The sequence below is a fragment of the Ensifer sp. ENS07 genome (genome assembly GCF_014852185.1).
GTDB lineage: Bacteria > Pseudomonadota > Alphaproteobacteria > Rhizobiales > Rhizobiaceae > Ensifer > Ensifer adhaerens.
The window spans coordinates 136,109-161,811 of record NZ_JACVBE010000002.1; the positions used below are offsets into that span (position 1 = coordinate 136,109).

The following is a 25,703-nucleotide window of genomic DNA, read 5'->3' on the forward strand; positions in this document are numbered from 1 at the left end:
TGCGGCCACCCGTGGTGACCGCACCCTCCAACGCGCTGGGTCGCCGGAACCAAAGGCTTTTATCGCTCACATATCCGACTGTCCAGACGCCAGCAAAAAACCGGCCGCCCACGGGACGACCGGTTTTCTGGTAACCTCAGTGGACCGAGCGGCTTATGCTTCCGGCGGCTCGTCACCGTCGTCCGCTTCCGGACCGCCATTCTCGAGGAACCGATCAGCGATCAGGCCGGCGTTCTGGCGCAGCGCCGTCTCGATTTCGCGCGCGAGATCCGGATTGTCGCGCAGGAACGTCTTGGCGTTCTCGCGGCCCTGGCCGAGACGCTGGCTGTTGTAGGAGAACCAGGCGCCAGACTTTTCGACGATGCCGGCCTTGACGCCGAGGTCGACCAGTTCGCCGGTCTTCGATACGCCCTCGCCATACATGATGTCGAATTCGACCTGCTTGAAGGGAGGGGCCATCTTGTTCTTGACGACCTTGACGCGGGTCTGGTTGCCGACGACCTCTTCGCGCTCCTTGACCGAGCCGATGCGGCGGATGTCGAGGCGAACCGAGGCGTAGAACTTCAGCGCGTTGCCGCCGGTGGTGGTTTCCGGCGAACCGAACATGACGCCGATCTTCATGCGGATCTGGTTGATGAAGATGACCATGCAGTTCGACTTGGAGATCGACGCCGTCAGCTTGCGCAGCGCCTGGCTCATCAGGCGGGCCTGCATGCCCGGCAGGCTGTCGCCCATTTCGCCCTCGATTTCGGCGCGCGGCACGAGCGCTGCAACCGAGTCAACGACGAGAACGTCGATCGCGCCGGAGCGCACCAGCGTGTCGGTGATCTCAAGCGCCTGTTCGCCGGTGTCGGGCTGCGAGATCAAGAGGTTTTCGAGATCGACGCCGAGCTTGCGGGCATAAACCGGGTCAAGCGCGTGTTCAGCATCGACGAAGGCGCAGATGCCGCCCTTCTTCTGTGCTTCGGCGACGGTCTGCAGCGCCAGCGTCGTCTTACCCGAGCTTTCCGGGCCGTAAATTTCAACGATGCGGCCCTTCGGCAGGCCGCCAATGCCGAGCGCGATGTCGAGGCTGAGAGAGCCGGTCGAAACCGTCTCGATCTCAATGATGCTGTCCTTCCCACCGAGCTTCATGATCGATCCCTTACCGAACGAACGTTCGATCTGGGAAAGTGCCGCTTCAAGCGCCTTGCTTTTATCCACCGATTTGTCCTCTACGAGCCGCAAAGAGTTTTGTGCCATTTGGTCCACCTTTAGGTTATTGAAGCTACCGAGGCAATGAAGCCGCCGCAGGAGTTTTTGTACATGTTTTGTTCCGTATTTGCAAGAGCGCGACAACACATTGAAAAACAATAGCTTTCAACGATACGTTCGATTCTTGTTCACGGAACGAAACCAGAGTTTTCGAATGTTGGCGCAAGCCCTTCGAACCTGCCCGGCAAGGCTCGGCCGATTCGCCTGCGCATGAGACTTTGAGCAGGTCGGGCGCGTGGCGCTTCGCGACGCGGCATTGCAGGATGCCAACAGATATTCGGCCGATCGGCCAAGCAGAGGAACATTCATGACGCAAGCTGACATCGCCGTTTTCGGTGGCGCGCATATCGACAGGCGCGGCCGTATATCGGGAACGACAGCGCCCGGGTCGAGCAATCCGGGAAGCTGGTTCGAAGAAGCGGGCGGCGGTGGTTTCAATGCCGCGCGCAACCTGGCGCGGCTTGGCCACAGCGTGCGCATGATCAGCACCCGCGGCGGTGATGCGGCCGGCGAGATGGTGACCGCAGCCGCGGCCGCCGCTGGCGTCATCGACAGTCCCCTCACCTTTCTTGACCGCCAGACGCCGAGCTATACGGCGATCCTCGAAAACGACGGCAATCTGGTGATTGCGCTCGCCGACATGGAACTCTACCGGCTGTTCTCGCCACGGCAGTTGCAGCGGCGGGCGCTCCGCGAGGTCATCGCCGCGAGCAAGCTGGTGCTGACCGACGCCAACCTGCCGGAAGAAACGATCGCCGCACTTGCCCAGTCGGCTGCCGGCAACGGCCGCCTCGTCGCCGGCATCGCTGTTTCGCCGGCCAAGGTCATCCGCTACCGGCCGTGCCTCTCGCATCTCTCGTTCCTGTTCATGAACGAATCCGAGGCGCGGGCGCTGACCGGCAAGGAGGCGGCCGAGGCGGAAGAATGGCCGGCCCTGTTGCGCGGTCTCGGCATCAACGGAGGCGTCGTGACCCGGGGCGGCCGTGCGGTCGTTGCCTTCGAGGGCGATAGCGCCTGTGTCGTCGTGCCGCCGGCCCTGCCCGCCCTTGCCGACGTCACCGGCGCCGGCGACGCGCTCGCCTCCGGCTTCCTTTCCGCCCGCCTTGCCGGCCGCGATATCGCCGATTGCCTGCGGCACGGCATCGCAGCCGCCGGTTTGACGTTGCGTTCTCCCTTGGCCGCATCCGAAGAGATGTCCGCGGCCAATCTCGAACAGGCGCTGGCCCTTGTGCCCACGCCCCAAATGCTGTCATGACATTTGCCAGCAGAACTCCCAAGGAAAGACCATGACCAAACCCGCTTCCCCCTTCCTGCCGATGGAATATTCCGACGAGGTCGCAGCCGCCAAGGCGCGTGGCGCGCCGATCGTGGCGCTGGAATCGACCATCATCACCCATGGCATGCCCTACCCGGGCAACCTGAACATGGCCCGCAGCGTTGAAGCGATCATCCGCGAACAGGGTGCCGTGCCGGCGACCATCGCCGTCATTCATGGCGTACTGCATATCGGCCTTGACGATGCCAAACTCGAAGAACTGGCCAAGACCCAGGGCGCGATGAAGGTCTCGCGCGCCGATCTCGCCTTCGCGATCGCCGAGCGCCGCACCGGCGCGACCACCGTCGCCGCGACGATGATCGCTGCTGCCCGCGCCGGCATCCGCGTCTTTGCGACCGGCGGCATCGGCGGCGTGCACCGTGGCGCCGAGCTCTCCTTTGACATCTCCGCCGACCTCGATGAACTCGCCCGCACCGGTGTCATCGTCGTCTGCGCCGGCGCGAAGGCGATCCTCGACATTCCGAAGACGCTCGAAGTGCTCGAGACCCGCGGCGTTCCGGTCGTCACCTATGACAGCGAAATCTTCCCGGCCTTCTGGTCACGCGACAGCGGCCTCAAGAGCCCGCTGATGCTGAACAGCCCGGCCGCGATCGCCAACTTCCAGACCATGCGCGAGCTGCTCGGCGTCGAAGGCGGCATGCTGGTTGCCAATCCGGTTCCGGAAGCTGCCGAGATCCCGCGCGAAGAGATGGAAATCTATATCGCCCGCGCGCTCGACAATGCCGAGAACGACGAGATCACCGGCAAGGCGGTCACGCCCTATCTGCTCAGCAACCTCTTTGAAATGACCGAGGGCCGCAGCCTCGAGACCAACATCGCGCTGGTCGAGAACAATGCCCGGCTTGCCGGCGAGATCGCCGTCGCGTTGAACGTGAAGTAATCCGGTAAGAAACGGCGAGAAATAGAGAAGCCCGGCCCGCAAGCGCCGGGCTTTTTACATTGGCGAAGGCTGACGATGCGTTGGAAGTTTGATCAAGCACCTGATGTTGCCTGCGTTACCTGCCGCTCGGTGCTCGCGGGGCACCCGGTTCTCGTCGCAACACATCATGAAGACGATCATTCATGGGCGTTTACAGATGGCGCACCGATCGACATGCCGAAAGTGCTCGTGGTCGCGATGGCGGAGGTCGTCGAGCGCCACACCGACCTTGACGAGATCGCCGATCTTCCTCCCGGCTGGTCGGCAACGCGCGGCTCGGCCAATGGGCCTTGGTCAAGGCAGCAGAACGACTAGGGGCGGAAGCCTAACGTACCCAGCGCCGACCCCGGTCGATATCCCCTGGCGTTCAACGGCTCTAGGAATCGAGCATTTCGCGCACGGATACCGCCAGCTGCTTCAGCGAGAACGGTTTCGGCAGGAAGCCGAACTTGGCATCCGCCGGCAGGTTGCGGGCAAAGGCGTCTTCGGCATAGCCCGAGACGAAGATGAACTTCAGGTCCGGGTACTTCTTGCGCAGTTCGGTCAGGAGCGTCGGTCCGTCCATTTCCGGCATCACCACGTCGGATACGACGATATCGACGGCGCCGTTGAGCTCGTCCATGATGTCGAGCGCCTCGACGCCGGAGCCCGCTTCGTAGACGGTGTAGCCGCGCGTTTCCAGCATGCGCTTGCCGCCGCGGCGAACAGCCTCCTCGTCCTCGACGAGCAGCACGACTGCCGAATCTCCGGTGAGATCGGTCGGCTCCTCGGTCTTGACCACGGGAGCCGCTATCGTCTGCACCACCGGCGCAGCAACGGTTCCGGTGCCTGCCTGCGCGGGCTCCTCGGGCGCAACCGGCACCTCGATATGGCGCGGCAAGAGGATGCGGAAGGTCGTGCCCTTGCCCACTTCCGATTCCGGATAGATGTAGCCGCCCGACTGCTTGACGATGCCATAGACCATCGACAGGCCGAGACCGGTGCCCTTGCCCACTTCCTTGGTCGTGAAAAACGGCTCGAAGATTTTGTCGAGGATTTCGGGCGCAATACCTGTTCCCTGGTCGGAAACTTCCACCATCACGAAGTCTTCGTCCGGCAGCTCACGGCGTCCGAAGGCCGAAACCTCCGCCGCCGGCAGATTGCGGGTGCGAAGTGTAATGATGCCGCCTTGGGGCATGGCGTCGCGGGCGTTGACCGCGAGGTTCAAAAGCACCTGTTCGAACTGGCCGAGATCGGTCCGGACCGGCCAGAGATCGCGACCATAGTCGACCTCGACCTTGACGTTCGTTCCGGTCATGCGGTCGACCAGCATGCGCAGGTCGCCGATCACGTCGGTCATGTTGAGCACCGTCGGCCGCATCGTCTGCTTGCGCGAGAAAGCAAGCAGCTGCCGCACGAGAACAGCGGCACGGTTGGCGTTGCGCTTGATCTCCATCAGGTCGGCGAAGCTCGGGTCGGCCGGCCGGGCAGACAGAAGCAGGTGGTCGGACGACAGCAGGATCGCCGTCAGCACGTTGTTGAAGTCGTGCGCGATGCCGCCGGCAAGCGTGCCCACGGCGTTCATCTTCTGCGTCTGCGCCATCTGGTTTTCGAGCGCTTTCTGCTCGGTAATCTCCAGCGCATAGATGATCGCCGCTTCCTCCGGCGCCTGATCGGTCTGGTCGATCACGGCATTGACGTAGAAGCGGAAATGGCGCTCGCCATCGGTCGGGTGCAGCGCGTCGATCGGCGCGATGTCGCCCTGCCGGTCCTTGGCGGCCGCCAGCGCGTCGTGCAGGCGAAGCTTCTCGGTTTCGTGCACCACTGCATCGATCAGCGCGCCGCGCTCGACGTCGTCCTGCGAGACGAGACCGGAAAACAGCTTCAGGAACGGCGCGTTGGTGCGCAGGATCCGGCCATTGCCATCGACCGAGGCGATCGCCATCGGCGTATTGTTGAAGAAGCGGGTAAAACGCATCGCTGCGCTCGACGCCGACTGGTCGCTGTCCTCGCCGCCCTCGCGCGACATGACGATGGTGCGGCTTTCGCCGGGCGCGCCGTCGCGGGTCGAGGAGACACGGTGGATCATGCGCACCGGCAGGCTCTGGCCGTTCAACTTGCGCAGGTCGAGGTCGAGCATCTTGGTCTTCTTCAGACCCGGTTCGGCCTGCACCGCCTGGACGAGCGTCAGCCCCTCGCCTGCCACCAGATCGCCAATACTTATCGAGCCCGGCTGGAACTTGGTGAGATCGATGCCGAGCCAGTCGGCAAGCGTGGCGTTGATATAGAAGATCTCGCCCTTGCGGCCGGCGGAGAAGAAGCCGGCGGGTGCGTGATCAAGATAATCAATCGCGTTCTGCAATTCCTTGAAGAAGCGCTCCTGGTCGTCGCGTTCGGCGGTGATGTCGGCGATCTGCCAGAGATAGAGCGGATTGCGCTCGCTGTCTTCGAGCGGCAGCACGCGTGCCTTCAGCCGGAACCAATGGGCGCCGGAGCCGGTGGCCGCACCGGTCGCAAGCGGCTTCAGCAGGCGGAATTCCTCATGCCCCTGCTTGCCCTCGTGCAGGCCGTTGGTCAGCCGGTAGATTGCTTCCGTCGCCTCGCGATTGCGCGACAGGATCGTTTCGAGCGATTGGATGCCGGCAGCGTTCCTCGCGCCCGTGAGCGCGCCATAGGCGGCGTTGGCGTAGATGATCCGGCCCTTCCGGTCCGTGACGATCGTGCCGTCCTCATGCGCATCGAGAAAGGCGCGCGCCAGCTCGTCCGGGCGCGATTGCGGCATCACCTCGATGAAGCCGATGACCGAGGACACGAGAAAGAAGATGCCGACCATGGCGAGAACGCCGAGGATGCCGAGCACGATCTCGTTTTCCATCTGGTTCCGGAAGATCACGAAGGCGATGGCCGAGACGGTGAGGACGATCGCGAGCAGCACGATCCGCAGCACGGTTCCGGGCCTGACGCCACGGTCAACAACCGGCATCTGGTAGTCGCCTGACTGCCGCAATTTCGTCATCGGGTCCTCTTACGCGGCCGGCGCCGCGCGCGGCGCGGCCCAGCCCTTCCGGCCGGCATCCGCTCAAACCGCCGGGCAAAATCGGCCATAGCCGACACGCCCTCGATCATTCGGACAAGAATCATCTTTAACAATCAGAGATAACAGCAAAAAGCACCTGTGCGGAAGCATTCGAGCCAATTCACAGGGAATGTCGGCGAAGTGCTTGTCCGAGCCCGAAAAAAGCCGTCAAATACTGCCACTCGAAAGGCAGAAGGAGTTCACCCTATGATGGAAACGATCATCGCCGACAACGGCAGCCGGTTCGTCGTCGCCGCTGCAGCGGTCGCGATTGGACTTTTGTGCCTCGTGGCTGTGCTCTGGATCATGCGCAACCGTCCTTCCTCGCCATTCATCCGTGGCGGCAAGAACCGCCAGCCGCGCCTGGCCGTGCTCGATGCTGCCGCTGTGGACACCCGGCGCCGTCTCGTGCTCGTGCGCCGCGACGATGTCGAGCACCTGATCATGATTGGCGGGCCGACGGATATCGTCATCGAAAGCCGGATCGTCGCCGGCGGCGACGAGCGCCCGGCCGTCAGCGAACGCTCAGCTGTCATCGAACGCAAGGTGGCTGAAAGCCGTCCGGCAGCCAGGGAACCCGTTCAGCAGCCCGCGCCGACGATGCAGGCCGAACCCGTCGTCGCGACGCCGGTTCGCCCCATCACCCGGACAGAGGAACAGCCGGTCGCTCGCGTCGAGCCGGTGGCGCCCATGCGCGTTACGGCCGAACAGCGCCCGGTGGCAGCACCTGCCCTTGCTGCAGAGCAGCGCCCTCTCGCTCGCCCTGTCGCCCAGCCCGCACCCGAGAGCCCGTCTATCACCTCCGTCGCAGCACCCGCGGTCAACGTCGATGCAGCCATGAACCGCCCTGTGGAAATGGCGCAGGCTGTACAGCCGCAACCCATTCAGATGCAGCCGGCCCAGCAGCTTCAGCGCCCCGCAGCGATCATCCAGTCGCAGCCTCAGCTACAGCCGCAGCCGGCTCCTGCGACCGCCCTTTCTGATTTCGAGCGCCTTCTCGACGCGGAGATCACCGGCGACCTGCAGCGCCTGGGTCCGGCAACATCGGTCACTCCGGAAAACCGTGCGCCGGCCCATTCCGGCCGTCAGGAGCCGACGCTTGGCGCGCCTGTCGCCGACGGCGGTCATAAAGAGCCGACAATCGAAGAAGAGATGAACCGCATGCTGGCCGACATCTCCGCCGGGCGGAAGCCCTGATTGCCGCATTGGCCTGACGGCGACGTCAGGCATCGCGACGGCAGCGAGATACTTGTCTGAGCCCAGGCATCGAAGCGAAGAGCCGCTTCGTTGCTTCGGAAGAAATTCGGGACAACGGAAAAAGGCGCGGTTTGACCCGCGCCTTTTTTCAGATTGTTACGAAAGCCCGAAAGCTTATTCGTCCCGGTAGACCTTTTCCCGCCGCTCGTGGCGCTCCTGCGCCTCGATCGAGAGGGTCGCGATCGGACGGGCGTCCAGTCGCTTCAGGCCGATCGGCTCGCCTGTTTCTTCGCAGTAGCCGTAGGTACCTTCGTCGAGACGCTGCAACGCCGCATCGATCTTGGAGATCAGCTTGCGCTGGCGGTCCCTGGCTCTGAGCTCGATTGCCCGATCAGTTTCGGAAGAAGCCCTGTCTGCGAGATCCGGATGATTGGCGCTCTCCTCTGCCAAGTGATCCAGTGTCTCGCGTGCCTCGCGAAGGATGTCGTTTTTCCAAGCGTTCAACTTGGCCCGGAAGTACGCCCGGTGGTTGGCATTCATGAATTCATCGTCCTCGGAAAGGACGAAGGTACTAAGATCGATCTTCTCACTCAACGCGATTCTCCTGAAGAACATCTCATTGCGGCGGTGTATAGACCTATGGAAGCTGTGATTCAAGCCTCGCAACAGACACTCAACCGTATTTTAATGTTGCTAGCGTTTCAGGCTAACTGACGAATATTTCATCAAAATTACACATCGGATCTTGATTTCCAACTTGCGCCCACCGAAGCCGCCGCCTCTGCTCGCTGAAAAGTGACAATGACGTGTTTGCGCCATTTTACCGTCCATTCACGACCGCGGCAAAGCGCAGCACCGGCAGTCCCCGAAAAAATCACGGCGGCCAGCTTGATCTTTATGGTGCGTGCGGGGAAAGGTGACGGTCTGCCGGCCGACATGAAAGCCGGCAAAATTCTACCCTGTCGCTGCAACCGGCAGGCAACGCCGGAACCGATCGATGCAAGACAGCGCCCCCAAGGCTCTCCGCCTCTACCTCCTGCGGCACGCCCGTTCCGGCTGGGCCCTGCCGGGCCAGCGCGATTTCGATCGGTCGCTGGACGAGGTCGGCTACATCGATGCGGAGCGGCTTGCCCAGACGGCCGCAGACCAGGGCATCCGCCCCGACCGCATCCTCTGTTCGACGGCGGTGCGCTGCCGCGAAACGGCCGAGCCGTTCTTCCGCACGGTCAGCGAAGAGCTGGATATCCGCTACATCGATGCGCTCTACTCCGGTCCGACGAGCATCTATCTCGACCTCATCGATGCGCACCGGCATGTAAACGCGCTGATGCTCGTCGGCCACAATCCGATGATCGAACAATTGCTCTGCAGCCTGGTGGGCGACGAGGCCGCCCGCGAAGCGCTTCCCGATGGATATCCGCCGGCTGGCCTGGCCATTCTGGATCTGCCGTCTGACGCTGCCTCCGCCCGCCTGATATCGCTGCTGTTGCCGACGCCATGAAGGCGCACCGTAAGAAGAATTGACACGTGCGCGTTGCGGCGCCGCAATTAGTGCCTATATCGCGGAGGCAGCCCGCAGCCGATCGTCGTTCGGCGGGCTTGACGATGCGAACGACCCCGGGAAACACGCCGCAAGAAAGACCAAGACTTGGCGCCTAACCTGACCAGCTTCAAAGACGACGCGCTGATCGCGCTCGACAACCTCACCGACCGCGCCTCCGGCCTCGTCAATCCCTCGATCCGGCTCGGCGTTACCGGCCTGTCCCGTTCGGGAAAGACCGTCTTCATCTCGTCTCTGGTGCACAATCTGCTGAACGGCGGGCGCCTGCCGGTGTTCGAGGCGGTGCGTTCGGGCCGGGTCTCGAAGGTCAGGCTCGAGCCGCAGCCCGACGATGCCGTGCCGCGTTTCCAGTATGAGGATCATATCGCAGCCCTGGTGCGCGATCGCATCTGGCCAGACTCCACGCGCGCCATCTCGCAGCTGCGCATAACCCTTGAATATGAGAGCGCCAGCGGCTGGAACCGGCTGTTCTCGCCGGGCCGGCTGTCGCTCGACATCGTCGACTATCCCGGCGAATGGCTGCTCGACCTGCCCCTGCTCGCGCAGGACTTCCGCGAGTTCAGCAACAATTCGGTGGCGCGCGCCCGTGCACCTGGCCGTGCGAAGTTGTCGGCCGAATGGCTGACGCTTGCGTCGTCGGCTGGCTCGACGGCGACAGCCGACGAAAGCAGCGCCCGCCGGCTCGCCGAGAGCTTCACCGGCTATCTCAGGGCCTGCAAGGCGGACGAACGCTCGCCCTCAACTCTGCCGCCTGGACGTTTCCTGATGCCGGGCGACCTCGAAGGTTCGCCGGCGCTCACCTTCTCGCCGCTTCCGGACCTACCCGAGGGCCGTGCACCAAAGGGTTCGCTCTGGGCGATGATGGAGCGGCGCTACGAAGCCTATAAGAAACATGTAGTCAGCCCGTTCTTTCGCGAGCATTTTGCGCGCCTGGACCGGCAGATCGTGCTCGTCGATGCCCTGCAGGCGATCAACAACGGCCCTGAGGCGCTGCTCGATCTCGAGCAGGCGCTGGCCGACGTGCTTGCCTGCTTCCGTCCGGGGACCAACAGCTGGCTTTCGTCCTTGCTGACGCGACGGATCGACAAGGTGCTGATCGCAGCAACCAAGGCGGATCACCTGCATCACGAAAGCCACGACCGGCTGGAGCGCATCGCCGCGCGCCTCGTCGATCGCGCCGCCGAAAGCATCGGATTGAGCGGCGCCGGCCTCGAGGTCACGGCGCTTGCATCGGTCCGGGCCACCCGCGAAGCGACCGTCAACCACGACGGCCATGCGCTGCCGGTCATCGTCGGCACCCCGATTGCCGGCGAGAAGATCAACGGCGAAATCTTCGACGGAGAAAGGAAAACAGCGATATTTCCCGGTGACTTGCCGGAAGATCCTGAAGTTCTTTTCAAGACGTTGGAGACCCGGTCCGGCGCGACGACCTATATCGAAAGCGCTCATCCGCTGCCGGAACTCAGCTTTGTTCGCTTCCGCCCGCCACATCTTGAGGAAACCGGCGGCGGCTTGAAACTGTCGGTGCCGCATATCCGCCTCGACCGGGCCATGCAATTCCTGTTCGGAGACCGGCTCGCATGAGTGACGACAGCAACGGTCGCAGCCGCCGTCCCGGCGCCTTTTCAGTTGGCGAAGACAAGCCCGCCGAGGCCCGTCCGCAGCTGCGCGCGCGGCGCGCGCCCGCAAGTTTCGACGACAATGTGGTGCTGACACCCGATGCGGAAGACCCTTTCCGTGAGACCACGCTTGCGGTGGAGGCCCTCGCCTTGCCCGAAGCAAGTCCTCGCAAGCGCCGCCTGTCAGTTGGCAAGATCGCGACCGGCGCACTCGGCATCATCCTGTCACTGGCTGCCGGCCTCTGGGTCGACCGCCTGCTTCGCGATCTCTTCGCGCGTGCCGATTGGCTCGGCTACGCCGCGCTTGTTGTCGTCGCGATCGGTCTGCTGGCGCTGCTGATCGTCGTCGGCCGCGAATTTTCGGGGCTAATGCAGCTCACGGCGATCCAGAAGCTGAAAGCGGAAACGGAAGCGGCGGCCGCTTCGGCCAGTGCGAAACCCGCGCGCGCGGCGCAGGCAAAGCTCGTCCACCTGCTGGCCAGCAATCCGCGGACGGCGCGCGGGCGCACACGGCTGAAGGAAAGCGAAGGCGAGATCATCGACGGTCCGCACGTGATCGAACTCACCGAGCGCGAGCTGCTCAGCCCACTCGACCGCGAGGCGCGGCGCCTCATTCTCGCGGCTTCCAAGCGCGTGTCGATCGTCACGGCGGTCAGCCCGCGGGCGCTCGTCGACCTCGGCTACGTCCTCTACGAATCTGCCCGCCTGATCCGCGCCATGGCCGAACTTTACGGCGGTCGCCCCGGCACGCTCGGCCTCTTGCGGCTGATGCGCGACGTGATCGCTCATCTGGCCGTCACCGGCTCGATCGCCGCCGGCGACAGCCTGATCCAGCAGGTGCTCGGCCACGGGCTGGCTTCGAAGCTCTCGGCGCGCCTGGGCGAAGGCGTCATCAATGGCCTGATGACCGCACGCATCGGCATCGCCGCGATGGACCTTTGCCGCCCGATGCCGTTTCGCGCGCTGAAGCGTCCCGGGATCGGTGATTTTCTCGCCGACCTCAGCCCCGGCGCCGGACGCGTGATTGGCGAAAGCGGCGAGAAATAGCGCGGTCACGCGAAACTAGATCCCCGCATACCAGTCGTAGCCGAGATCTTCCCAATAGCCGCCGCGCCCTCGACCGAAGGGCGCGAGATCGGCAACGACTTCGATCGCCTTGATGTACTTCGCCATCTTGTAACCCAGCTGGCGCTCGACCCGGACGCGCAGTGGAGCACCGTTGGCGACCGGCAAAGCCGCGCCGTTCAGGCCATAAGCGAGGATCGTTTGCGGGTGATGCGCATCGAGCATATCGATCGATTCGTAATAGGCGACCGAGCCGCCAAGGCCGAGCGGCATGCTGTCGAAGCAATGAAAGACCACGTAACGCGCCTCGGGCTTCACCCGGGCTTCATCGAGGACGCGAGTAAGGGCAACGCCGCTCCACTTGGCGATGCAGCTCCAGCCCTCGACACAGTCGTGTCGAGTGATCTGGGTGCGCGACGGCATGTTTCGCAGCTCTGCAAGCGTCAGGTGAAGCGGTCGCTCGACCAGGCCGGAAACGCGAAACTGGTATCCGGAAAAGCCGTCCTGCTTCAGCGCGAGATAGGTCGCATCACCCGGGTCGGTGGAGCCGTTCGGTCGTTGCCCCTGCCGGATCTCGCTCTCGGCAAATTCCGGCGCCAGCCGATCAGCCGGCACCAGCAGCCGCTGTGCTCGGTAAGTAAGGCTGTTGGCGGATGCGAGAAAGTCGCGCACGCGACTGCCACTGCCAACGAGGCCGTCGAGTGCGTCGCACCCGGCAAGCGGCAACGACGAGGCCGTCGCCCCTGCCGCCGCCAGGAAGCGCCGGCGACTGAGGAGGAACGCGCTCATGTCCTTCCTCCCCGGTCCACCGAACGCCTGATGCGATAACGCCCAGTAATCATCGACCGCATCTCGTTGATCGGACCGGCGGCAAAAACCATGGCGATGTGCACAGTGAAGAAGCCGACGAGCAGCAGCATCACGACGAAATGGATCGTGCGGGCCGTCTGCCTGCCGCCAAAGAGTTGAACCAGCCAGGGCCAGCCGGCGTCCATGCCCGGCGACATCGTCAGCCCTGTCGCGATCATGAGAGGAAAAAAGACCAGGAGAACAATGCCGTAGGAGAGTTTCTGCAAGCTGTTGTAACGCCCGTCATGTTCGAAGCGCAACCGCAGATGCGCGATGAAGGTCGCGGGCAAGGCGCGGATGTCGGCCAAAGCGGGAAGAATGTCCCGCCGCAGGTGACCGTTGATCGCGCTTGCGACCAGCCAGATGGAATAGACGACGGCAAACATCCAGGCGAAGAAGAAGTGCACGACGCGGCCGGTGGCGAGGTCCTGGTAGGACGGCACGGTCAACCAGGCCGGAAAAGCCCGGTAGGCCCTCTCCTGTTCCGGCCCGCTGACGCCCAGGACACCGGTGGTGTCAACGCTCAGCCCCAAGACTGTCGTCAGGCCGCGAACCTCGCCGCTTCGTTCATGCACAGGCCCAATCGACAGGATGCTGTTGTCGAAGGCAAAACCCGACTGCTGCCCGACATAGAGTGCCGGGTGCGCGTTGAAGATCTGCAGGCCGCTGAGAAACAGAAAAGAACAGCGCGCCGGCCCATCCCCAATGGGTAAGCCGGGTTGTCAGCCGGTGCAGCGATATCACCAGGCTCTGCTGTGCGTCTGACGCGGTCGATTCGGAATCATGTCCTGCTATAGCCATGGGAAATCTCCCGTTTCCCATGGTTATACGTAGCGCGATTGGGGCAAGTTTCATGTCCCCGCACAATGCTCGCCGAAATCCGCCAACCCACTGTATTTCCTAAGCCAAAAATGCTGTGGTCAATCCGCTTTTCGGCCACAAAGAAGCCGCGCCGCGCACCGCGCAGAAACCGTCCGTTAACCATTTGCGCGCAAATGTGGCTTTCAGTTTCGGACGTTGACCCATCAAGGATCGTTTATGTTCTCGCGCCCTTCTTTGATCGCTCGCGGCGCTGCCGCCTTCGCGCTTGCAGCCACCGTCGGCCTTGCGACACCGGCTTTTTCCGGCGCCAAGGACAAGGTCTTTTTCGAGAAGGTCGCGGGCCAGTGGAAGGGCCCGGGCGAGATCGTCGCGGGCAAGTACAAGGGCACCAAGTTCACCTGCGATCTCTCGGGCGAACCGGTTGCGGGCGATGACACCGGCATCAAGCTCGACGGCTTCTGCCGCGTCGGCGTGTTCAAGCAGCCGATGTCGGCGCTGATCACACAGAAGGGCAACACCTATACCGGCAAGTTTCTCGACGGCGCCGAGGGCAAGGGCCTGGATATCATTTCCGGCAACGTCGCCAAGGACAAGGTCGTCGTCGGCATCAATCGCAAGAAGCTGAATGGCGCCATGATCGCCCGTCTGCAGGACGACCAGACGATGAACATCACCATTTCGGTCAAGGTCGAAGAAACGATGGTGCCGGTCATCGGCGTCAGCCTCAACCGCCAGATCGACGCGATCGCTGTCGGTTCGATCAAGTAACGTTCAACACCCGAATAAACGACGAAGCCCCGGCATCGACCGGGGCTTTGTCGTTTGTGGATTATGTTGCGGTCCTGTTCAGGCGCCTGCGCGCCACCAGCTCATGTCACCATCCGCAACCTCGATGCCTGCGACGTCAGCCTGCTGCAGCCAGTCGCCGACCGGACGGCCGCCAACAGCCATGTCGGCGGCGAAATCGGCAAGCGGCATCAGTACGAAACCGCGCTCGGTCATCCTCGGATGCGGCAACTCCAGTCGCCCGCCCGCTTGCGCCATGCCCTCGAAGGTCAGCACATCGATGTCGAGCGTGCGCGGCCCCCAGCGCTCGTCGCGAACCCTCTTCATCGACCGTTCGATATCAAGGCAGGCGTCGAGCAGGGCTTCGGGCTCGAGCGTCGTGTCGACCTTGGCGCAGGCATTGTAGAACCAGGCCTGGTCCGTCTTGCCCCAGGGCGGCGTGCGATAAAGGCGCGAGACGGCCTTGACCACGCAGTCGTCGCGGGCATCGAGCAGGCGAAGCGCTTCGGCCATCGCCTTGCGGGGATCGCCGAGATTGCCGCCAAGCCCGAGTGTCGCTGCCCGCCAGTTCACCTCAGACGACATGCTCGACCGTCACTTCGACATAATCGAGCACACCCGGAACCGGCGCATTCGGCTTACGGATCGACACCTTGGCGCGCTTGATCTGCGGGAAGCGCACGCAGAGCGTCTTGGCCACTTCCAGCGCCAGCGCCTCGATCAGATAGCGACGGCGGCCGGTGACGATGCGCTCGATCTCCTGGAAGGCGATGCCGTAATGCACGGTGTCTTCGATCGAGTCGTCGACCAGCGCCGTTCCCTGTTCGACTTCGAGCTCGGCATCGACGAAGAAGCGCTGACCAAGAAGCTCCTCCTCGTCGAAGACGCCGTGGCGCGCGAAGAAGGCGCAGTTCTTGAGGGTGATGATATAGGTCGCGCTCATGCTTCTCAGTCCCATCGGCTTTCTTGGATCGCCATGATTGCGCGGTCGAGCCGCTCAGCAGTCATGCGCGTGATTGGTAGTCACAGGTTCAGGCGGAATGCGGACGAGAAAATCTCACCTCGCTCTGGCGTGCAGCATAGCATCCGCCATCACCAGTGCATCCTTGCTGTTTGCGACATCGTGTACGCGGAAAATTGAGGCGCCGGCAACGCGCAAAAGCGCCGTTGTCGCGGCCGTCGCCATGTCGCGATCGGCCGCCTCTCGGCCGCTGACCGCGCCGACGAAGCGCTTGCGCGACGTTCCGACCAGGAATGGCAGCTCGAAACGGTGCAACTCTGCGAAGCGCGCCATCAATTCCAGGTTCTCATCCGTGTCCTTGGCGAAGCCGAAGCCCGGATCGAGAATGATGCGATCCCGCTCCACGCCGGCAGCTGCCGCGATCTCGAGCGACCGGTCGAGAAAATGAAACTGATCGGCGATCACGTCTGCGAGTTTTTCACGGCCCCGGCCCGTATGCATGACGCAGATGCCAGCGCCGCTCTTGGCGGCGACAGTGGCAATGTCGGGTTCGCGCTGAAGGCCGTGCACATCGTTGACGATATGCGCGCCGGCGTCGACCGCAAGCTGGGCGGTCGAGGCTCTGTAAGTGTCGACGGAAATCAGCGCATCGGTATCACGGGCAAGCGCTGCGATGACAGGCAGGATCCGCGCCTGTTCTTCCTCGGCGCTGACGGGCGCCGCATCGGGGCGTGTGGATTCACCGCCGATATCGAGGATCAAGGCGCCCTCCTCCAGGCAGCGCATCCCTTGCGCCACCGCGGCAACGGCATCGATAAAACGGCCGCCATCGGAAAAAGAATCCGGGGTAACATTGACGATCGCCATCAAAACGCCACGCGGCCCCAGTTCGAGGCTGCGTCCATGCGCCAGCTTCCAGCTAAATTTCTGAAATGGATTGTAAGTCATTTTCCCTCACCATCCGCATACGGCCGGGAGCCATCGTTTTGCTGTTGCGCCGGCGCTGGCTATGCCCCAAGCTTGATTGAAGTTCAACCGAAGAGAACCACGCATTGATGTCCCGAGTACGCGTCCCGTTCAAAGTCGCCCTTCTTGCTCTCCTGGTTGCCGCCCCGCTTGGCACGGCCTCGGGCGAAACCGTGGTGAACAAGAGCTTCTCCTATTTTTCGATCGGCGGCCGGACTGCGGAAGAACTGGACAAGGCACTCTCGGCCAGCGGCCCGATGATGAAATCGACCGGCGCACGGCATCCGGGCGCGACCCGCATCAAGTTCGGCGGCTCGATCACCTATGTCAGCCGCAACGGACGCTGCGCCGTCGGCTCGGCCCGCGTCACGCTCAACACGCGCATCATTCTGCCCAAATGGAAGTATCGCCGCCAGGCCGGACGTGACCTCGCCCTCGTGTGGGACACGCTGTCAAGCGACATCAAACGCCACGAGGAGCGCCACGCGGAAATCGCCCGCAATCACGCGCGGCGGATGGAGAAGATGTTCCTGGCGTTGAAGCCGCAGGACACGTGCGAAGAGATGCAGGAAAGCGTTGCCCGCGTCAGCGCAACCGCGATAGAGGCGCATGACAAGGATCAGGCTCGCTTCGACCGCACCGAAGCCGCCAACTTCGACAAGCGCATGATCCGTCTTCTGCAATACAGGCTGGAGACGCTGAAGAAAGCGCAACAGTAGATAGCAAAGCCGGAACCCCGAAGAAGAGCCTGACTATAGTCACGGATAGGGCCATTTCAGCGGCAATACCCACAGTATTTTATTGGTGAAATATAACGATGGCTGCCGGCCGGCGACTCATCTATATTCAAACCAATGAGAGAGGGGCCGGGACAAAGACTAGCCCCACAAATAGAGTAGGTTATGCGCGACGCGATTGCGGCGCGAAAAGCTTAGATGTTGCCTTTACTTTGAATTGCGCAACGTTGTTCACTTGAAAAGAAAAAGAAGAATCGAACAGCGGAGCCGGAACGGGTTCTCCTGGCGTGTCTTGGTGCAGCAGATGTTCCCTCCCTCATCTGTATGCGATGCGCCCTCCTCGCCTCGCTTGTCCAACGACCGGCGAGGCGCTTTTTTTGTGCGGAGGTCTGAAAGAAGGGGCGTGGGACGCAGGCGTTAGGCCTGGCGCTCCGGCACGTGCACGACGAGACCGTCGAGCGCATCGCTCATCTTGATCTGACAGGAAAGCCGCGACGTCGGGCGGACGTCGTAGGCAAAGTCCAGCATGTCTTCTTCCATGGCTTCAGGAGCGCCGACGGTTTGAGCCCAGGCATCGTCGACATAGACATGACAGGTCGCACAGGCGCAGGCTCCGCCGCATTCCGCTTCGATGCCGGGAACCGAATTGCGAACGGCGTTTTCCATGACCGTCGAGCCGTTCTCGACATCAAGTTCGTGGCGCGCGCCATCAAAGGCAACGATCGTAAGTTTTGTCATGTCTCTTTCCGGAATGAACTGGTGGATTGGCCGGGCGCAAGGCCTGTTGAGAAAAGAACCCCGCGGGCGCAAATTCAGGGAAAGTTCTTCCAACAAATCGGCCGGCCAGTCAACAACGGCCGTCATTCTGTGCGTCGCCGCAGATCGTGCCGGTAGCAATGGCTGCCGGCACGGCGCCCTCTATGCGAGGCGCGGGCATCGTGCGACAGACAGGGGTCGGTTAGGCCCCCTGTCTGCTCGGTAGCCGCTAGCGGCAGAGCTTCAGAATGAAGAGCTCGGCTTCGAGCACGGCCGATGCGAGCTGGTCGCAGAGCGAAGCTTCGGCCGGATTGTGTTCGATCGCGCCGGCAACGCTTGCAACGTCGACGGCACCAACCGCAAGGGCTGCGCCCTTTAGCCGGTGGGCTGCCTGGGCACGGGGCGTGCCCTCGCCTTCGGCGATTTCCTTCAAGACCTGGCGCGCCTGGCGCGCAAAGAGTTGCAGCACTTCGATTTCGAGCGCCTTGTCACCCATCGTCTGGACGGCGAGGTGAGCAAAGTCGATCGGCTTTTTGCCTGACGCAGAAGAGTTTCCCGGACTATCCGGGGCTTCAAAGGCAATCCTGAGGGCCGCCATGAGCCAATTTCCCTATTGTTTGTTTGATGTTGGCCTGTTTCCGGCATCGCTTCATCGGGAGCGGTGCCGCCGCCCGCACTGTTCAGACTTCCATCTTCGGCGGGCTCCGGCACCTATTGGCTCAAATCCGGGCGCAATATAGGCAGTATTTTGGGAAAATGGTTAACGTCCGTTAAACTCTCTGATTTCCTTATCTTTTCCGGCTTTTAGACCTGCACCGCATTAAGATTTCATTAGGATTTTAATCAACCCCAAGCGCTCTTAATTGTAAGAACCCAGCTAATGTGTCACTACGATACGCTTAGGAACGGACCCGCGTACGAAAATGGCAACCGTTCCGGTGGATAAGCTCGACGCGTGGTCCCATTCGGCCACAAATGCGACTATCCGTCGAGGCAATGCAGTGGGTGATCAGTAGGGTATTGCGTAGATCCGATGCGCGTATCTTGCCGTCACCGCCCATGAGGAAGAGACCCTGCCCGCTAACGGGCCAGAGGCGCTTTCCGTTCTGGGCAAAAGGTAATGAGGCGTATCCCTATGGCGACGAAAAAGAGCAATGAGTCGATCGACGAAAAGGCGTTCCAGGCTCTGGAAGCTGCCCTGAAGATTGATTTCGACGAGCTTGCATCGAGCCCGAATGACAAGACTTCCTTGGATGATCCGGAGGAAAATGTGTCTCAGCCCACCAATCAGGCGGCGACGCCCGATCAGAATAAGAAAGCACGGCCTCAGCCGGAACAGTCCCGCGGGGCACGTGCTGCAGAAGCGGCCAAGACGCTCGCTCCGGAACCTGCGCCCAAGTCCCCGTCCCTTTCCGCCGCCAACGACGATGGTCGCCGTTCGCCGGCTGCGATGCTGCGTGCGCTCGACGTGCGCTCCAATCGCGCCGCGATCCGCGTTGCTGCGCTGGTGTCCGTCATCTGGGCGGTTGCCGGCCTCGGTGTCGCCAACCTTCTTTACGGGCCGCAGATCTGGCAGATCCGTTCGCTGAGCGACCTTGCCGCCACCCCTGGCGCCGTCGGCGTCGCGATCGGCATCGTGCTGCCGATCATGCTCTTCTTCTCCTTTGCCATCATGATCGCCCGCGCGCAGGAACTGCGCAACGCCGCGCGCTCGATGGCGGAAGTCGCCCTGCGCCTTGCCGAGCCGGAAACGGCTGCTGCCGATCGCGTCATGACGGTCGGCCAGGCCGTCCGTCGCGAAGTCTCGGCGATGAACGAAGGCATCGAACGCACGATTGCCCGCGCCACCGAACTCGAAACGCTGGTTCATTCCGAGGTCAACGCGCTCGAACGCAGCTACAGCGAAAACGAACTGCGCGTGCGCACGCTGGTGCAGGAACTCGGGCTTGAGCGCGAAGCCATCATCGGGCATTCGGAGCGTATCCGTTCGGCCATCTCCGGTGCGCATGGCAAGCTGAAGGACGACCTGGAACAAGCGAGCGAAGACATTGCTTCGCGCATTGCAATCTCGGGCGAAGCCTTTGCCTCGCTTATCGACACCCGCGCGGCTGCCCTTAGCGAGAAATCGGACGGCGCCTTGCAGTCGATCGGCAGCATGCTGACGACCCGCACCGATGCGCTGCTTTCGGGCCTGACCGCTGCCGGCCTCGGTCTCAGCACCGAATTTGACACCCGGCTTGACCAGCTCAGCGACACGCTGACGAAGCGCGGCGAAGACCTGCTCAGCCAGTTCGAAACGCGCGCCTCCTCGCTTGACGCCAGCACCGAGAAGCTGAATGCGGCGCTCAACGAACGCGCCCGCCAGCTCAACGAAACACTGATCGCCCGCACCCGCGACCTCAACGAAAGCCTGAGCGTCGGCCAGCACGCCATCACCGGTGGCCTCGACCACGTGCTCGCCTCGCTCAACGCCACGCTCGACGAAAAGGGCGCGAGCTTCCGCCAGAGCCTGCGCTCCAGCGCCGACGACGCGATCATGGACCTCGACCTTCGCGGCGGCTTCTTTGAAGAGAAGCTGCAGACGACCGTCGGCCAGCTCGCAACCGCCTTCGACGAGCGGTTCCACGAGTTTGCCTCCGCCTTCGACAAGCGTGCGAGCCTGCTCGACACCAAGCTCATGGAAAGCCTGCACCGCATCAACGAGACCGTCTCCGGCGGCTCGGAGGCGATCGGCGGCGCGCTCGACAGCAGCATCGAGAAGATCGGCTCGGCCCTTTCCGACCAGTCGCTGACGCTTGCGACCACGCTCGGCGCGACCCAGGACTTCATCGAAGAGACGATTGCGAGCCGTACCACCGAACTCGGCAACATGATCGGCGATGCGCACACCCGCATCGACAGCGTGCTCTCCGAAAAGACCAGCGGCCTCATGGGTGCCCTCACCCAGGCACAGGACCGCATCGAAAACGGCTTCGGCCAGCGTGCGGACGCACTTTCGAGCGCACTGACGACGAGCGAACAGCGCCTGACCGAAGGTCTCGACAGCCGTACCGCTGCCTTCGTCGACGGCCTGCAGGCCGCGCACGCCCGCATCGAGCAGACCCTGCACGGCTCGACCGACGAGATCACCAGCGCCATCGCTGCCAGCCAGCACCGCCTCGACAACACCCTGTCGGAACGCACGCTCGCGCTTTCGACGATCCTCTCCATGGGCGCGGACTCGATCGACACCGCCGTCAGCGGCACGGCCGACCGGCTGGAGCGCGTCCTTTCCGAACGCGGCGAAGCGATCTCCGACGCGCTCACCAACCAGACGACGGCGCTTGACGGCGTACTCGCCGAGCGCGCCGCCGCCATCACCTCGACGATGTCGTCGCGTGCCAACGAGATGGCCAATACGCTGAGCCGTCACGCCGAAGACGTGGCCGACAGCCTGACCTTCCGGGCAACCGCCGTCGCCGAAACCATGACCGATCGCGTCGGTGATATCGAGCAGAAGCTCTCCGAGAGCGTCAACACGATCGCCGAAAACCTGGGCGGCCGCGTCAGCCTGATCTCCGATACGCTCACCCAGACGAGTGCCCGCATCGCCGAAGATCTGAGCGGCCGTGTCAGCAAGATCTCCGATACGCTGACCGAGACCAGCGCGCACATCGCCGATGCGCTGACCGCGCGCACCACCGAAGCGACCGCGTCGCTTGCCGGCAAGGCAGCGGAAATCGAGGAGACGCTGAGCGGCCGCGCCGAGCACTTGCGCGATACGCTCTCGTCCACGCACGAACAGATCCGCGTCACGCTCGACGACCGCATCAACGCCATCAACCTTGCCGTCGGCCAGGGCCGCGAGCAGCTCGAAGGCATGCTTGCCGATCAGTCGACCGCGATCGCCACGACGCTCGCCACCAGCGCCGGCATGCTGGAAATGTCGCTCGAAGAGCGTCAGTCGGCACTCGCCAGCGCCATCGACCGCAGCGGCGAAGTGCTCGACAGCCGTATGCGCTCGACCACGGGCCATATTGCCGAGCGCCTGGCCGAAACCGCCAACCAGATCAGCCTGGCGGCCGACAGCCTCACCAACCGCGTTGACCTGTCGATCAACGGCCTCAACGATCGCCTTGACGATACCGGCATGCGCGTTGAAACCAGCCTCGGCGCACTCGAAGAGCGCATGCGCGAGAGCGCCGGCAACATCAGCTCGATCGTCGACGAAACCGGCATGCATCTCGAGACCCGCGTTGGCGTCCTCGAAGACCGTATTCGTGGCACCGTCGGCAATGTCGGCGCCGTGGTCGACGACACCGGCGCACGGATCGAGAGCAATCTCGGTGCCCTCGAAAACCGCATTCGCGGCAGCGTCACCAATGTCGGCTCCGTCGTTGATGATGCGGCGGCCCGTGTCGAAGGTGGCCTCAGCGCGCTCGAAGACCGTATCCGTGGCAGCGTCAGCGGCGTCAACGCGATCGTCGGCGAGACCGGTGCACTGATCGAAAACAGCCTCGGCGTCCTTCAGGACCGCATCCGCGGCAGCGTCAACGACGTCAACACCCTGGTCGACGATACCGGCCTGCGCCTGGAAGTCAGCCTCAGCTCGCTGGAAGATCGGGTCCGCGACAGCGTCGGCAGCGTCAACCAGATCGTCGACGGCGCCGGACAGCGGATCGCCGACAGCCTTGGTGACCGCGCTGGCGACATCGACCGCATGAGCGAAGTTGCGGCAACCCGGATCACCGGCGCCATCGAGTCCGGTGCGGAACGCATCGCCGAACGCCTCGGCACCATGGATCGTGCCCTCAACATCGGCCTAGATAACGTCAACCGCACGATCGAGGGCAAGGCGGCCGTTCTGGTCACCAGCCTGCGCGGCGCCGTTCACGAGGCAACGCAGGATATCGACGCTGAAGCCAATCGCCTGGAAGGCAAGACGTCCGACATCGTCGCCAATCTGCGCAGCGCAGTCGGCGGCGTGGCTGAGGACTTCGATGCCGAAGCCGTGCGCCTGGAAGACAAGGCAGCCGGTCTCGCAAACACGCTCCGCAGCGCCGTTGGCGATGTCGCGCAGGAACTCGACGCAGAAACGCTGCGCATGGAAGACAAGGCTGCCGGCCTCGTCAACACGCTTCGTAGCGCCGTTGGCGACGTCGCCCAGGAACTCGACGCAGAGGCACTGCGCATGGAAGACAAGGCCGCCGGCCTTGTGAACAGCCTGCGCGGCGCCATTAGCGGTGCAGCTCAGGAAATCGACGCGGAAGCTGTCCGCTCGGCCGGGCTGCTGTCGAAGGCAGGCGACGATTTCGCCTCCGCACTTGCTGCTCGCCAGGCAGACTTCGCCAACACGATCGACCAGACGGCAGCCGCCACCGCCGCGCGCCACGCCGAGCTTGCCAACTCGATCGAGCAGAAGGCGGCAGCGACCGCTGCACGTCATGCCGAGCTTGCCCGCTCGATCGCCGACGCGGCCGACACCGCAAGCGCACGGCTGGCCGCAACGCACAGCCAGATCGCCAACCACGCCGACAACATCCACCAGGGCCTCAGCAATACGGAGAAGGCGCTGGAAGCCCGTGGCGAAGCAATCCGCACCACGCTCGACGAGCGCACCCGCGAACTCAACTCGATGCTCGCCGGCCGCTCGATGGAGCTGTCGCGCCTGATCGACGAGCAGGCACGCCCTGTCATCGACCAGTATGCCGCCACCGGCCGCGAGGCAGCCGAGCGCATCGCTGCCGTGACACAGGAAAGCGCCGACCGCCTGCGTGCGGAAAACGCCGCCCTCGTCAACGCCATCGCCGAGCGCACGGGCGAGACGCTGAACGCGATCTCCTACCGCGCCGAAGAGACGGCAAAGGCGATGAAGATGGTCGAAAACCGTCTGCAGTCGACCGCCCTTGGCCTGATCGACCAGCTCGCCAACAACAATGCGGCCATTGCCACGGTCATCGACCAGGCGAGCAGCAACCTCGGCGAAATGGACCAGCGTCTGGAATCGACGATCGCCCGCGTGTCGGAATCGACCCGTCAGGCCTCCGACATGCTGTCGACCTCCACCCGCCTCATCGAAGGCAAGGTCGACAAGCTCTCCGATATCTCCGCCTCGACCCTGTCGCAGATCGGCGGCATTGTCGGCCGGTTCGAAGACCACTCGCGCGTTCTCGGCCAGGCCTCCGACCTGCTCGGCGCGGCCCAGTCGAACCTCGTCAGCACGCTCGAGGAACGCCAGGATGCGCTTCGCACCCTGTCGGTCGGCCTCGTCCAGCGCTCGGAAGAGATCGAACGCACGATGCGTGCGCTCGAAGGCTTCGTCGACGGCGCCTTCCAGCGGGCCGAAGAACGCTCGGGCCACGTTGCCGGAAACCTGCGCAGCGGCATCCAGCAGTCCTTCGCCGATGTCGGTCGCCTGCTGACGAGCGCCGAACAGCGCGCGGCGGAAGCTGCTGAATCGATGCGCAACACGCTCGCCCAGGCCGGTGACGAAGCCGGCGCCTCGGTCGAGCAGGTCTTCAGCCGTGCCGAAGAGCGTTCGCGCCAGATTGCCAACACGCTTCGCTCGGGCGTCGAGACCTCGTTTGCCGACGTCAACAAGACGCTCTCCTCCGTCGAGGGCCGTGCGCTCGGCGCATCGGAAGCCCTTCGCCAGGCGATCGCCAAGGTCGGTGAAGATGCCGGTGCCTCGATCGAGGGTGCCTTTGCCAATGCCGAGGAGCGCTCCAAGGAAGTCGCCTCGCGTCTGCGCGGCAGCGTTGCGGCCTCGGTGTCCGACATCGAGCGCATGCTTGCCGAAAGCGGCAAGAAGTCCGATGGCGTCGCAGACCAGCTGCGTGACGCCGTTCGCGTCGCAATCGACGAGGCGATCGGCCGCTTCAGCGGCGCGACTGACGAGATCCGTCGCTCGGCTGGCGAGATCCGCAAGGAACTCGACATGACCCGCGAAGAGCTGAAGCGCGGCGCCTTCGACCTGCCGGAAGAAGCCAAGGAAAATGCGGCCGTCATGCGCCGTGCCGTCGGCGAGCAGATCAAGGCGCTGCAGGAACTGTCCGACATCATCGGCAAGTCCTCGACGCAGCTCGAAGTGGCCCAGCCGCTGCGCCAGCAGCCGGCCTCCGCTCCGGTCGCCCGTCCCGTGCAGCAGCAGGCAGCCCCGCAGCCGCAACCGGTCGCACAGCCGCAGCCCCAGCCAGTGGCACAGCAGCCAGTGGCACAGCAGCCGGTAGCGCAGCAGCCCGTCATCGAGCAGCCGCGCCGTCAGGAACCGGCGCCGGCGCTGCGCGGCAGCCTCGGTATCGAGCAGCCCGCCGTTCGCCAGCCGGCGCCGACGCAGGCTGTGAGCAACGAGGTCGCCGAAGGTGGTGGCTGGATGCGTGACCTGCTCCGTGCGGCGTCGCGCGAAGAGGCACCCTCGTCCGCGCCGCAGCGTCCGGCCGAGGCTCAGCCAACGGCACGGGCCGGCGACAGCCGCAACCCGCGCCACGTGGTTGAATCGCTGAACTCGCTTTCGGTCGATATCGCCCGCGCCATCGATCATGATGCGTCGGTCGATCTGTGGCGCCGCTACCAGCGCGGCGAGCGCGACGTCTTTACGCGTCGCCTCTACACGCTGAAGGGCCAGCAGACCTTCGACGAGATCAAGCGCAAGTACGACCGCGAGCCGGAATTCCGCACCGCTGTCGACCGCTACATCGCAGATTTCGAAAAGCTGCTCGCCGATGTCGCCCGCAACGACCCGGACAAGCGCATCACCCAGACCTACCTGACGTCGGATACCGGCAAGGTCTATACGATGCTCGCCCACGCCGCCGGTCGCTTCAGCTAAGCGAGCCCGGATA

At 63.5% G+C, this 25,703-nt stretch carries 19 protein-coding genes and 1 pseudogene; 10 read left to right on the top strand and 10 right to left on the bottom strand.

The genetic code is table 11. From position 1 onward, the window contains the following. Positions 1 to 153 precede the first annotated feature (153 nt). Entirely contained in the window at positions 154 to 1,242 is a 1,089-nt protein-coding gene (gene recA / locus IB277_RS07750; protein ID WP_043614579.1) for a recombinase RecA, read from the bottom strand. 319 nt (positions 1,243 to 1,561) lie between these two features. Here recA and IB277_RS07755 point away from each other — a divergent pair, with 319 nt between their 5' ends. From IB277_RS07755 to IB277_RS07765, 3 genes are all read left to right on the top strand, one after another. Then, positions 1,562 to 2,509 (top strand): carbohydrate kinase family protein, encoded by a 948-nt coding sequence (locus IB277_RS07755; protein ID WP_090293867.1) that lies wholly within the window; start codon positions 1,562 to 1,564, stop codon positions 2,507 to 2,509. 31 nt (positions 2,510 to 2,540) lie between these two features. Beyond that, on the top strand, positions 2,541 to 3,470 hold the full coding sequence (locus IB277_RS07760; RefSeq protein WP_034794581.1) for a pseudouridine-5'-phosphate glycosidase: 930 nt from the start codon (positions 2,541 to 2,543) through the stop codon (positions 3,468 to 3,470). Between the two features lie 75 nt (positions 3,471 to 3,545). After that, the gene (locus IB277_RS07765; RefSeq protein ID WP_090293868.1) at positions 3,546 to 3,824 is read left to right on the top strand and encodes a hypothetical protein; all 279 of its coding nucleotides are present in this window, start codon (positions 3,546 to 3,548) and stop codon (positions 3,822 to 3,824) included. 61 nt (positions 3,825 to 3,885) lie between these two features. Here IB277_RS07765 and cckA read toward each other — a convergent pair whose 3' ends face one another. After that, complete coding sequence (gene cckA, locus IB277_RS07770) at positions 3,886 to 6,504, bottom strand: cell cycle histidine kinase CckA (RefSeq protein WP_090293870.1); 2,619 nt, start codon at positions 6,502 to 6,504, stop codon at positions 3,886 to 3,888. A 267-nt stretch (positions 6,505 to 6,771) separates the two neighbouring features. Here cckA and IB277_RS07775 point away from each other — a divergent pair, with 267 nt between their 5' ends. Then, a complete protein-coding gene (locus IB277_RS07775) occupies positions 6,772 to 7,761 on the top strand; it encodes a flagellar biosynthetic protein FliO (protein WP_090293872.1) in 990 nt (329 codons plus the stop codon). 174 nt (positions 7,762 to 7,935) lie between these two features. Here the strand turns inward: IB277_RS07775 and dksA are convergent, their stop codons facing one another. Next, a complete protein-coding gene (dksA, locus tag IB277_RS07780) occupies positions 7,936 to 8,355 on the bottom strand; it encodes an RNA polymerase-binding protein DksA (RefSeq protein ID WP_034794589.1) in 420 nt (139 codons plus the stop codon). A 403-nt stretch (positions 8,356 to 8,758) separates the two neighbouring features. On the opposite strand from dksA, the gene IB277_RS07785 reads away from it, so the two are divergent. The 3 genes from IB277_RS07785 (at position 8,759) to IB277_RS07795 (ending at position 11,988) form a co-directional block, all read left to right on the top strand. Further along, entirely contained in the window at positions 8,759 to 9,262 is a 504-nt protein-coding gene (locus IB277_RS07785) for a histidine phosphatase family protein (protein WP_060520725.1), read from the top strand. Positions 9,263 to 9,409: 147 nt separating this feature from the next. Beyond that, positions 9,410 to 10,906 carry a YcjX family protein gene (locus IB277_RS07790; RefSeq protein WP_090293873.1) on the top strand — a complete coding sequence of 499 codons (1,497 nt, stop codon included), beginning with the start codon at positions 9,410 to 9,412 and terminating at the stop codon, positions 10,904 to 10,906. After that, positions 10,903 to 11,988, top strand: a complete 1,086-nt coding sequence (locus IB277_RS07795; RefSeq protein WP_090293875.1) for a YcjF family protein — start codon at positions 10,903 to 10,905, stop codon at positions 11,986 to 11,988. Before IB277_RS07790 ends, IB277_RS07795 begins: the two co-directional genes overlap by 4 nt. Positions 11,989 to 12,003: 15 nt before the next feature. Here IB277_RS07795 and IB277_RS07800 read toward each other — a convergent pair whose 3' ends face one another. Together IB277_RS07800 and IB277_RS07805 are read right to left on the bottom strand one after the other, a co-directional pair. Then, positions 12,004 to 12,795 carry a molybdopterin-binding protein gene (locus IB277_RS07800; protein ID WP_090293877.1) on the bottom strand — a complete coding sequence of 264 codons (792 nt, stop codon included), beginning with the start codon at positions 12,793 to 12,795 and terminating at the stop codon, positions 12,004 to 12,006. Continuing rightward, a pseudogene (locus tag IB277_RS07805) lies at positions 12,792 to 13,656 on the bottom strand (cytochrome b/b6 domain-containing protein). Before IB277_RS07805 ends, IB277_RS07800 begins: the two are co-directional and overlap by 4 nt. A 237-nt stretch (positions 13,657 to 13,893) precedes the next feature. On the opposite strand from IB277_RS07805, the gene IB277_RS07810 reads away from it, so the two are divergent. Further along, on the top strand, positions 13,894 to 14,445 hold the full coding sequence (locus tag IB277_RS07810) for a hypothetical protein (protein ID WP_034794604.1): 552 nt from the start codon (positions 13,894 to 13,896) through the stop codon (positions 14,443 to 14,445). Between the two features lie 78 nt (positions 14,446 to 14,523). Here the strand turns inward: IB277_RS07810 and folK are convergent, their stop codons facing one another. From folK to folP, 3 genes are all read right to left on the bottom strand, one after another. After that, positions 14,524 to 15,048 (bottom strand): 2-amino-4-hydroxy-6-hydroxymethyldihydropteridine diphosphokinase, encoded by a 525-nt coding sequence (gene folK / locus IB277_RS07815; protein WP_090293878.1) that lies wholly within the window; start codon positions 15,046 to 15,048, stop codon positions 14,524 to 14,526. Further along, a complete protein-coding gene (gene folB / locus IB277_RS07820) occupies positions 15,038 to 15,406 on the bottom strand; it encodes a dihydroneopterin aldolase (protein WP_034794609.1) in 369 nt (122 codons plus the stop codon). The genes folK and folB overlap by 11 nt, the downstream gene beginning before the upstream one ends. A 114-nt stretch (positions 15,407 to 15,520) precedes the next feature. After that, on the bottom strand, positions 15,521 to 16,372 hold the full coding sequence (folP, locus tag IB277_RS07825; protein ID WP_090293879.1) for a dihydropteroate synthase: 852 nt from the start codon (positions 16,370 to 16,372) through the stop codon (positions 15,521 to 15,523). Positions 16,373 to 16,479: 107 nt separating this feature from the next. On the opposite strand from folP, the gene IB277_RS07830 reads away from it, so the two are divergent. Further along, entirely contained in the window at positions 16,480 to 17,109 is a 630-nt protein-coding gene (locus IB277_RS07830) for a DUF922 domain-containing Zn-dependent protease (protein WP_034794616.1), read from the top strand. Between the two features lie 435 nt (positions 17,110 to 17,544). On the opposite strand, the gene IB277_RS07835 is transcribed toward IB277_RS07830, so the two are convergent. Both IB277_RS07835 and IB277_RS07840 read right to left on the bottom strand, forming a co-directional pair. After that, complete coding sequence (locus tag IB277_RS07835) at positions 17,545 to 17,865, bottom strand: 2Fe-2S iron-sulfur cluster-binding protein (protein WP_034794619.1); 321 nt, start codon at positions 17,863 to 17,865, stop codon at positions 17,545 to 17,547. A gap of 247 nt (positions 17,866 to 18,112) precedes the next feature. Then, entirely contained in the window at positions 18,113 to 18,481 is a 369-nt protein-coding gene (locus IB277_RS07840) for an Hpt domain-containing protein (protein ID WP_034794621.1), read from the bottom strand. A gap of 537 nt (positions 18,482 to 19,018) precedes the next feature. On the opposite strand from IB277_RS07840, the gene IB277_RS07845 reads away from it, so the two are divergent. Then, positions 19,019 to 25,690 carry a kinesin gene (locus tag IB277_RS07845; protein ID WP_090293880.1) on the top strand — a complete coding sequence of 2,224 codons (6,672 nt, stop codon included), beginning with the start codon at positions 19,019 to 19,021 and terminating at the stop codon, positions 25,688 to 25,690. Positions 25,691 to 25,703: the final 13 nt, after the last annotated feature.

Bases quoted from the DNA above. Each gene is read 5' to 3' on its own strand.
- recA (WP_043614579.1), bottom strand. From the start codon at position 1,242: ATGGCACAAAACTCTTTGCGGCTCGTAGAGGACAAATCGGTGGATAAA.
- IB277_RS07755 (WP_090293867.1), top strand. From the start codon at position 1,562: ATGACGCAAGCTGACATCGCCGTTTTCGGTGGCGCGCATATCGACAGG.
- IB277_RS07760 (WP_034794581.1), top strand. From the start codon at position 2,541: ATGACCAAACCCGCTTCCCCCTTCCTGCCGATGGAATATTCCGACGAG.
- IB277_RS07765 (WP_090293868.1), top strand. From the start codon at position 3,546: ATGCGTTGGAAGTTTGATCAAGCACCTGATGTTGCCTGCGTTACCTGC.
- cckA (WP_090293870.1), bottom strand. From the start codon at position 6,504: ATGACGAAATTGCGGCAGTCAGGCGACTACCAGATGCCGGTTGTTGAC.
- IB277_RS07775 (WP_090293872.1), top strand. From the start codon at position 6,772: ATGATGGAAACGATCATCGCCGACAACGGCAGCCGGTTCGTCGTCGCC.
- IB277_RS07785 (WP_060520725.1), top strand. From the start codon at position 8,759: ATGCAAGACAGCGCCCCCAAGGCTCTCCGCCTCTACCTCCTGCGGCAC.
- IB277_RS07795 (WP_090293875.1), top strand. From the start codon at position 10,903: ATGAGTGACGACAGCAACGGTCGCAGCCGCCGTCCCGGCGCCTTTTCA.
- IB277_RS07800 (WP_090293877.1), bottom strand. From the start codon at position 12,795: ATGAGCGCGTTCCTCCTCAGTCGCCGGCGCTTCCTGGCGGCGGCAGGG.
- IB277_RS07810 (WP_034794604.1), top strand. From the start codon at position 13,894: ATGTTCTCGCGCCCTTCTTTGATCGCTCGCGGCGCTGCCGCCTTCGCG.
- folK (WP_090293878.1), bottom strand. From the start codon at position 15,048: ATGTCGTCTGAGGTGAACTGGCGGGCAGCGACACTCGGGCTTGGCGGC.
- folB (WP_034794609.1), bottom strand. From the start codon at position 15,406: ATGAGCGCGACCTATATCATCACCCTCAAGAACTGCGCCTTCTTCGCG.
- folP (WP_090293879.1), bottom strand. From the start codon at position 16,372: ATGACTTACAATCCATTTCAGAAATTTAGCTGGAAGCTGGCGCATGGA.
- IB277_RS07830 (WP_034794616.1), top strand. From the start codon at position 16,480: ATGTCCCGAGTACGCGTCCCGTTCAAAGTCGCCCTTCTTGCTCTCCTG.
- IB277_RS07835 (WP_034794619.1), bottom strand. From the start codon at position 17,865: ATGACAAAACTTACGATCGTTGCCTTTGATGGCGCGCGCCACGAACTT.
- IB277_RS07840 (WP_034794621.1), bottom strand. From the start codon at position 18,481: ATGGCGGCCCTCAGGATTGCCTTTGAAGCCCCGGATAGTCCGGGAAAC.
- IB277_RS07845 (WP_090293880.1), top strand. From the start codon at position 19,019: ATGGCGACGAAAAAGAGCAATGAGTCGATCGACGAAAAGGCGTTCCAG.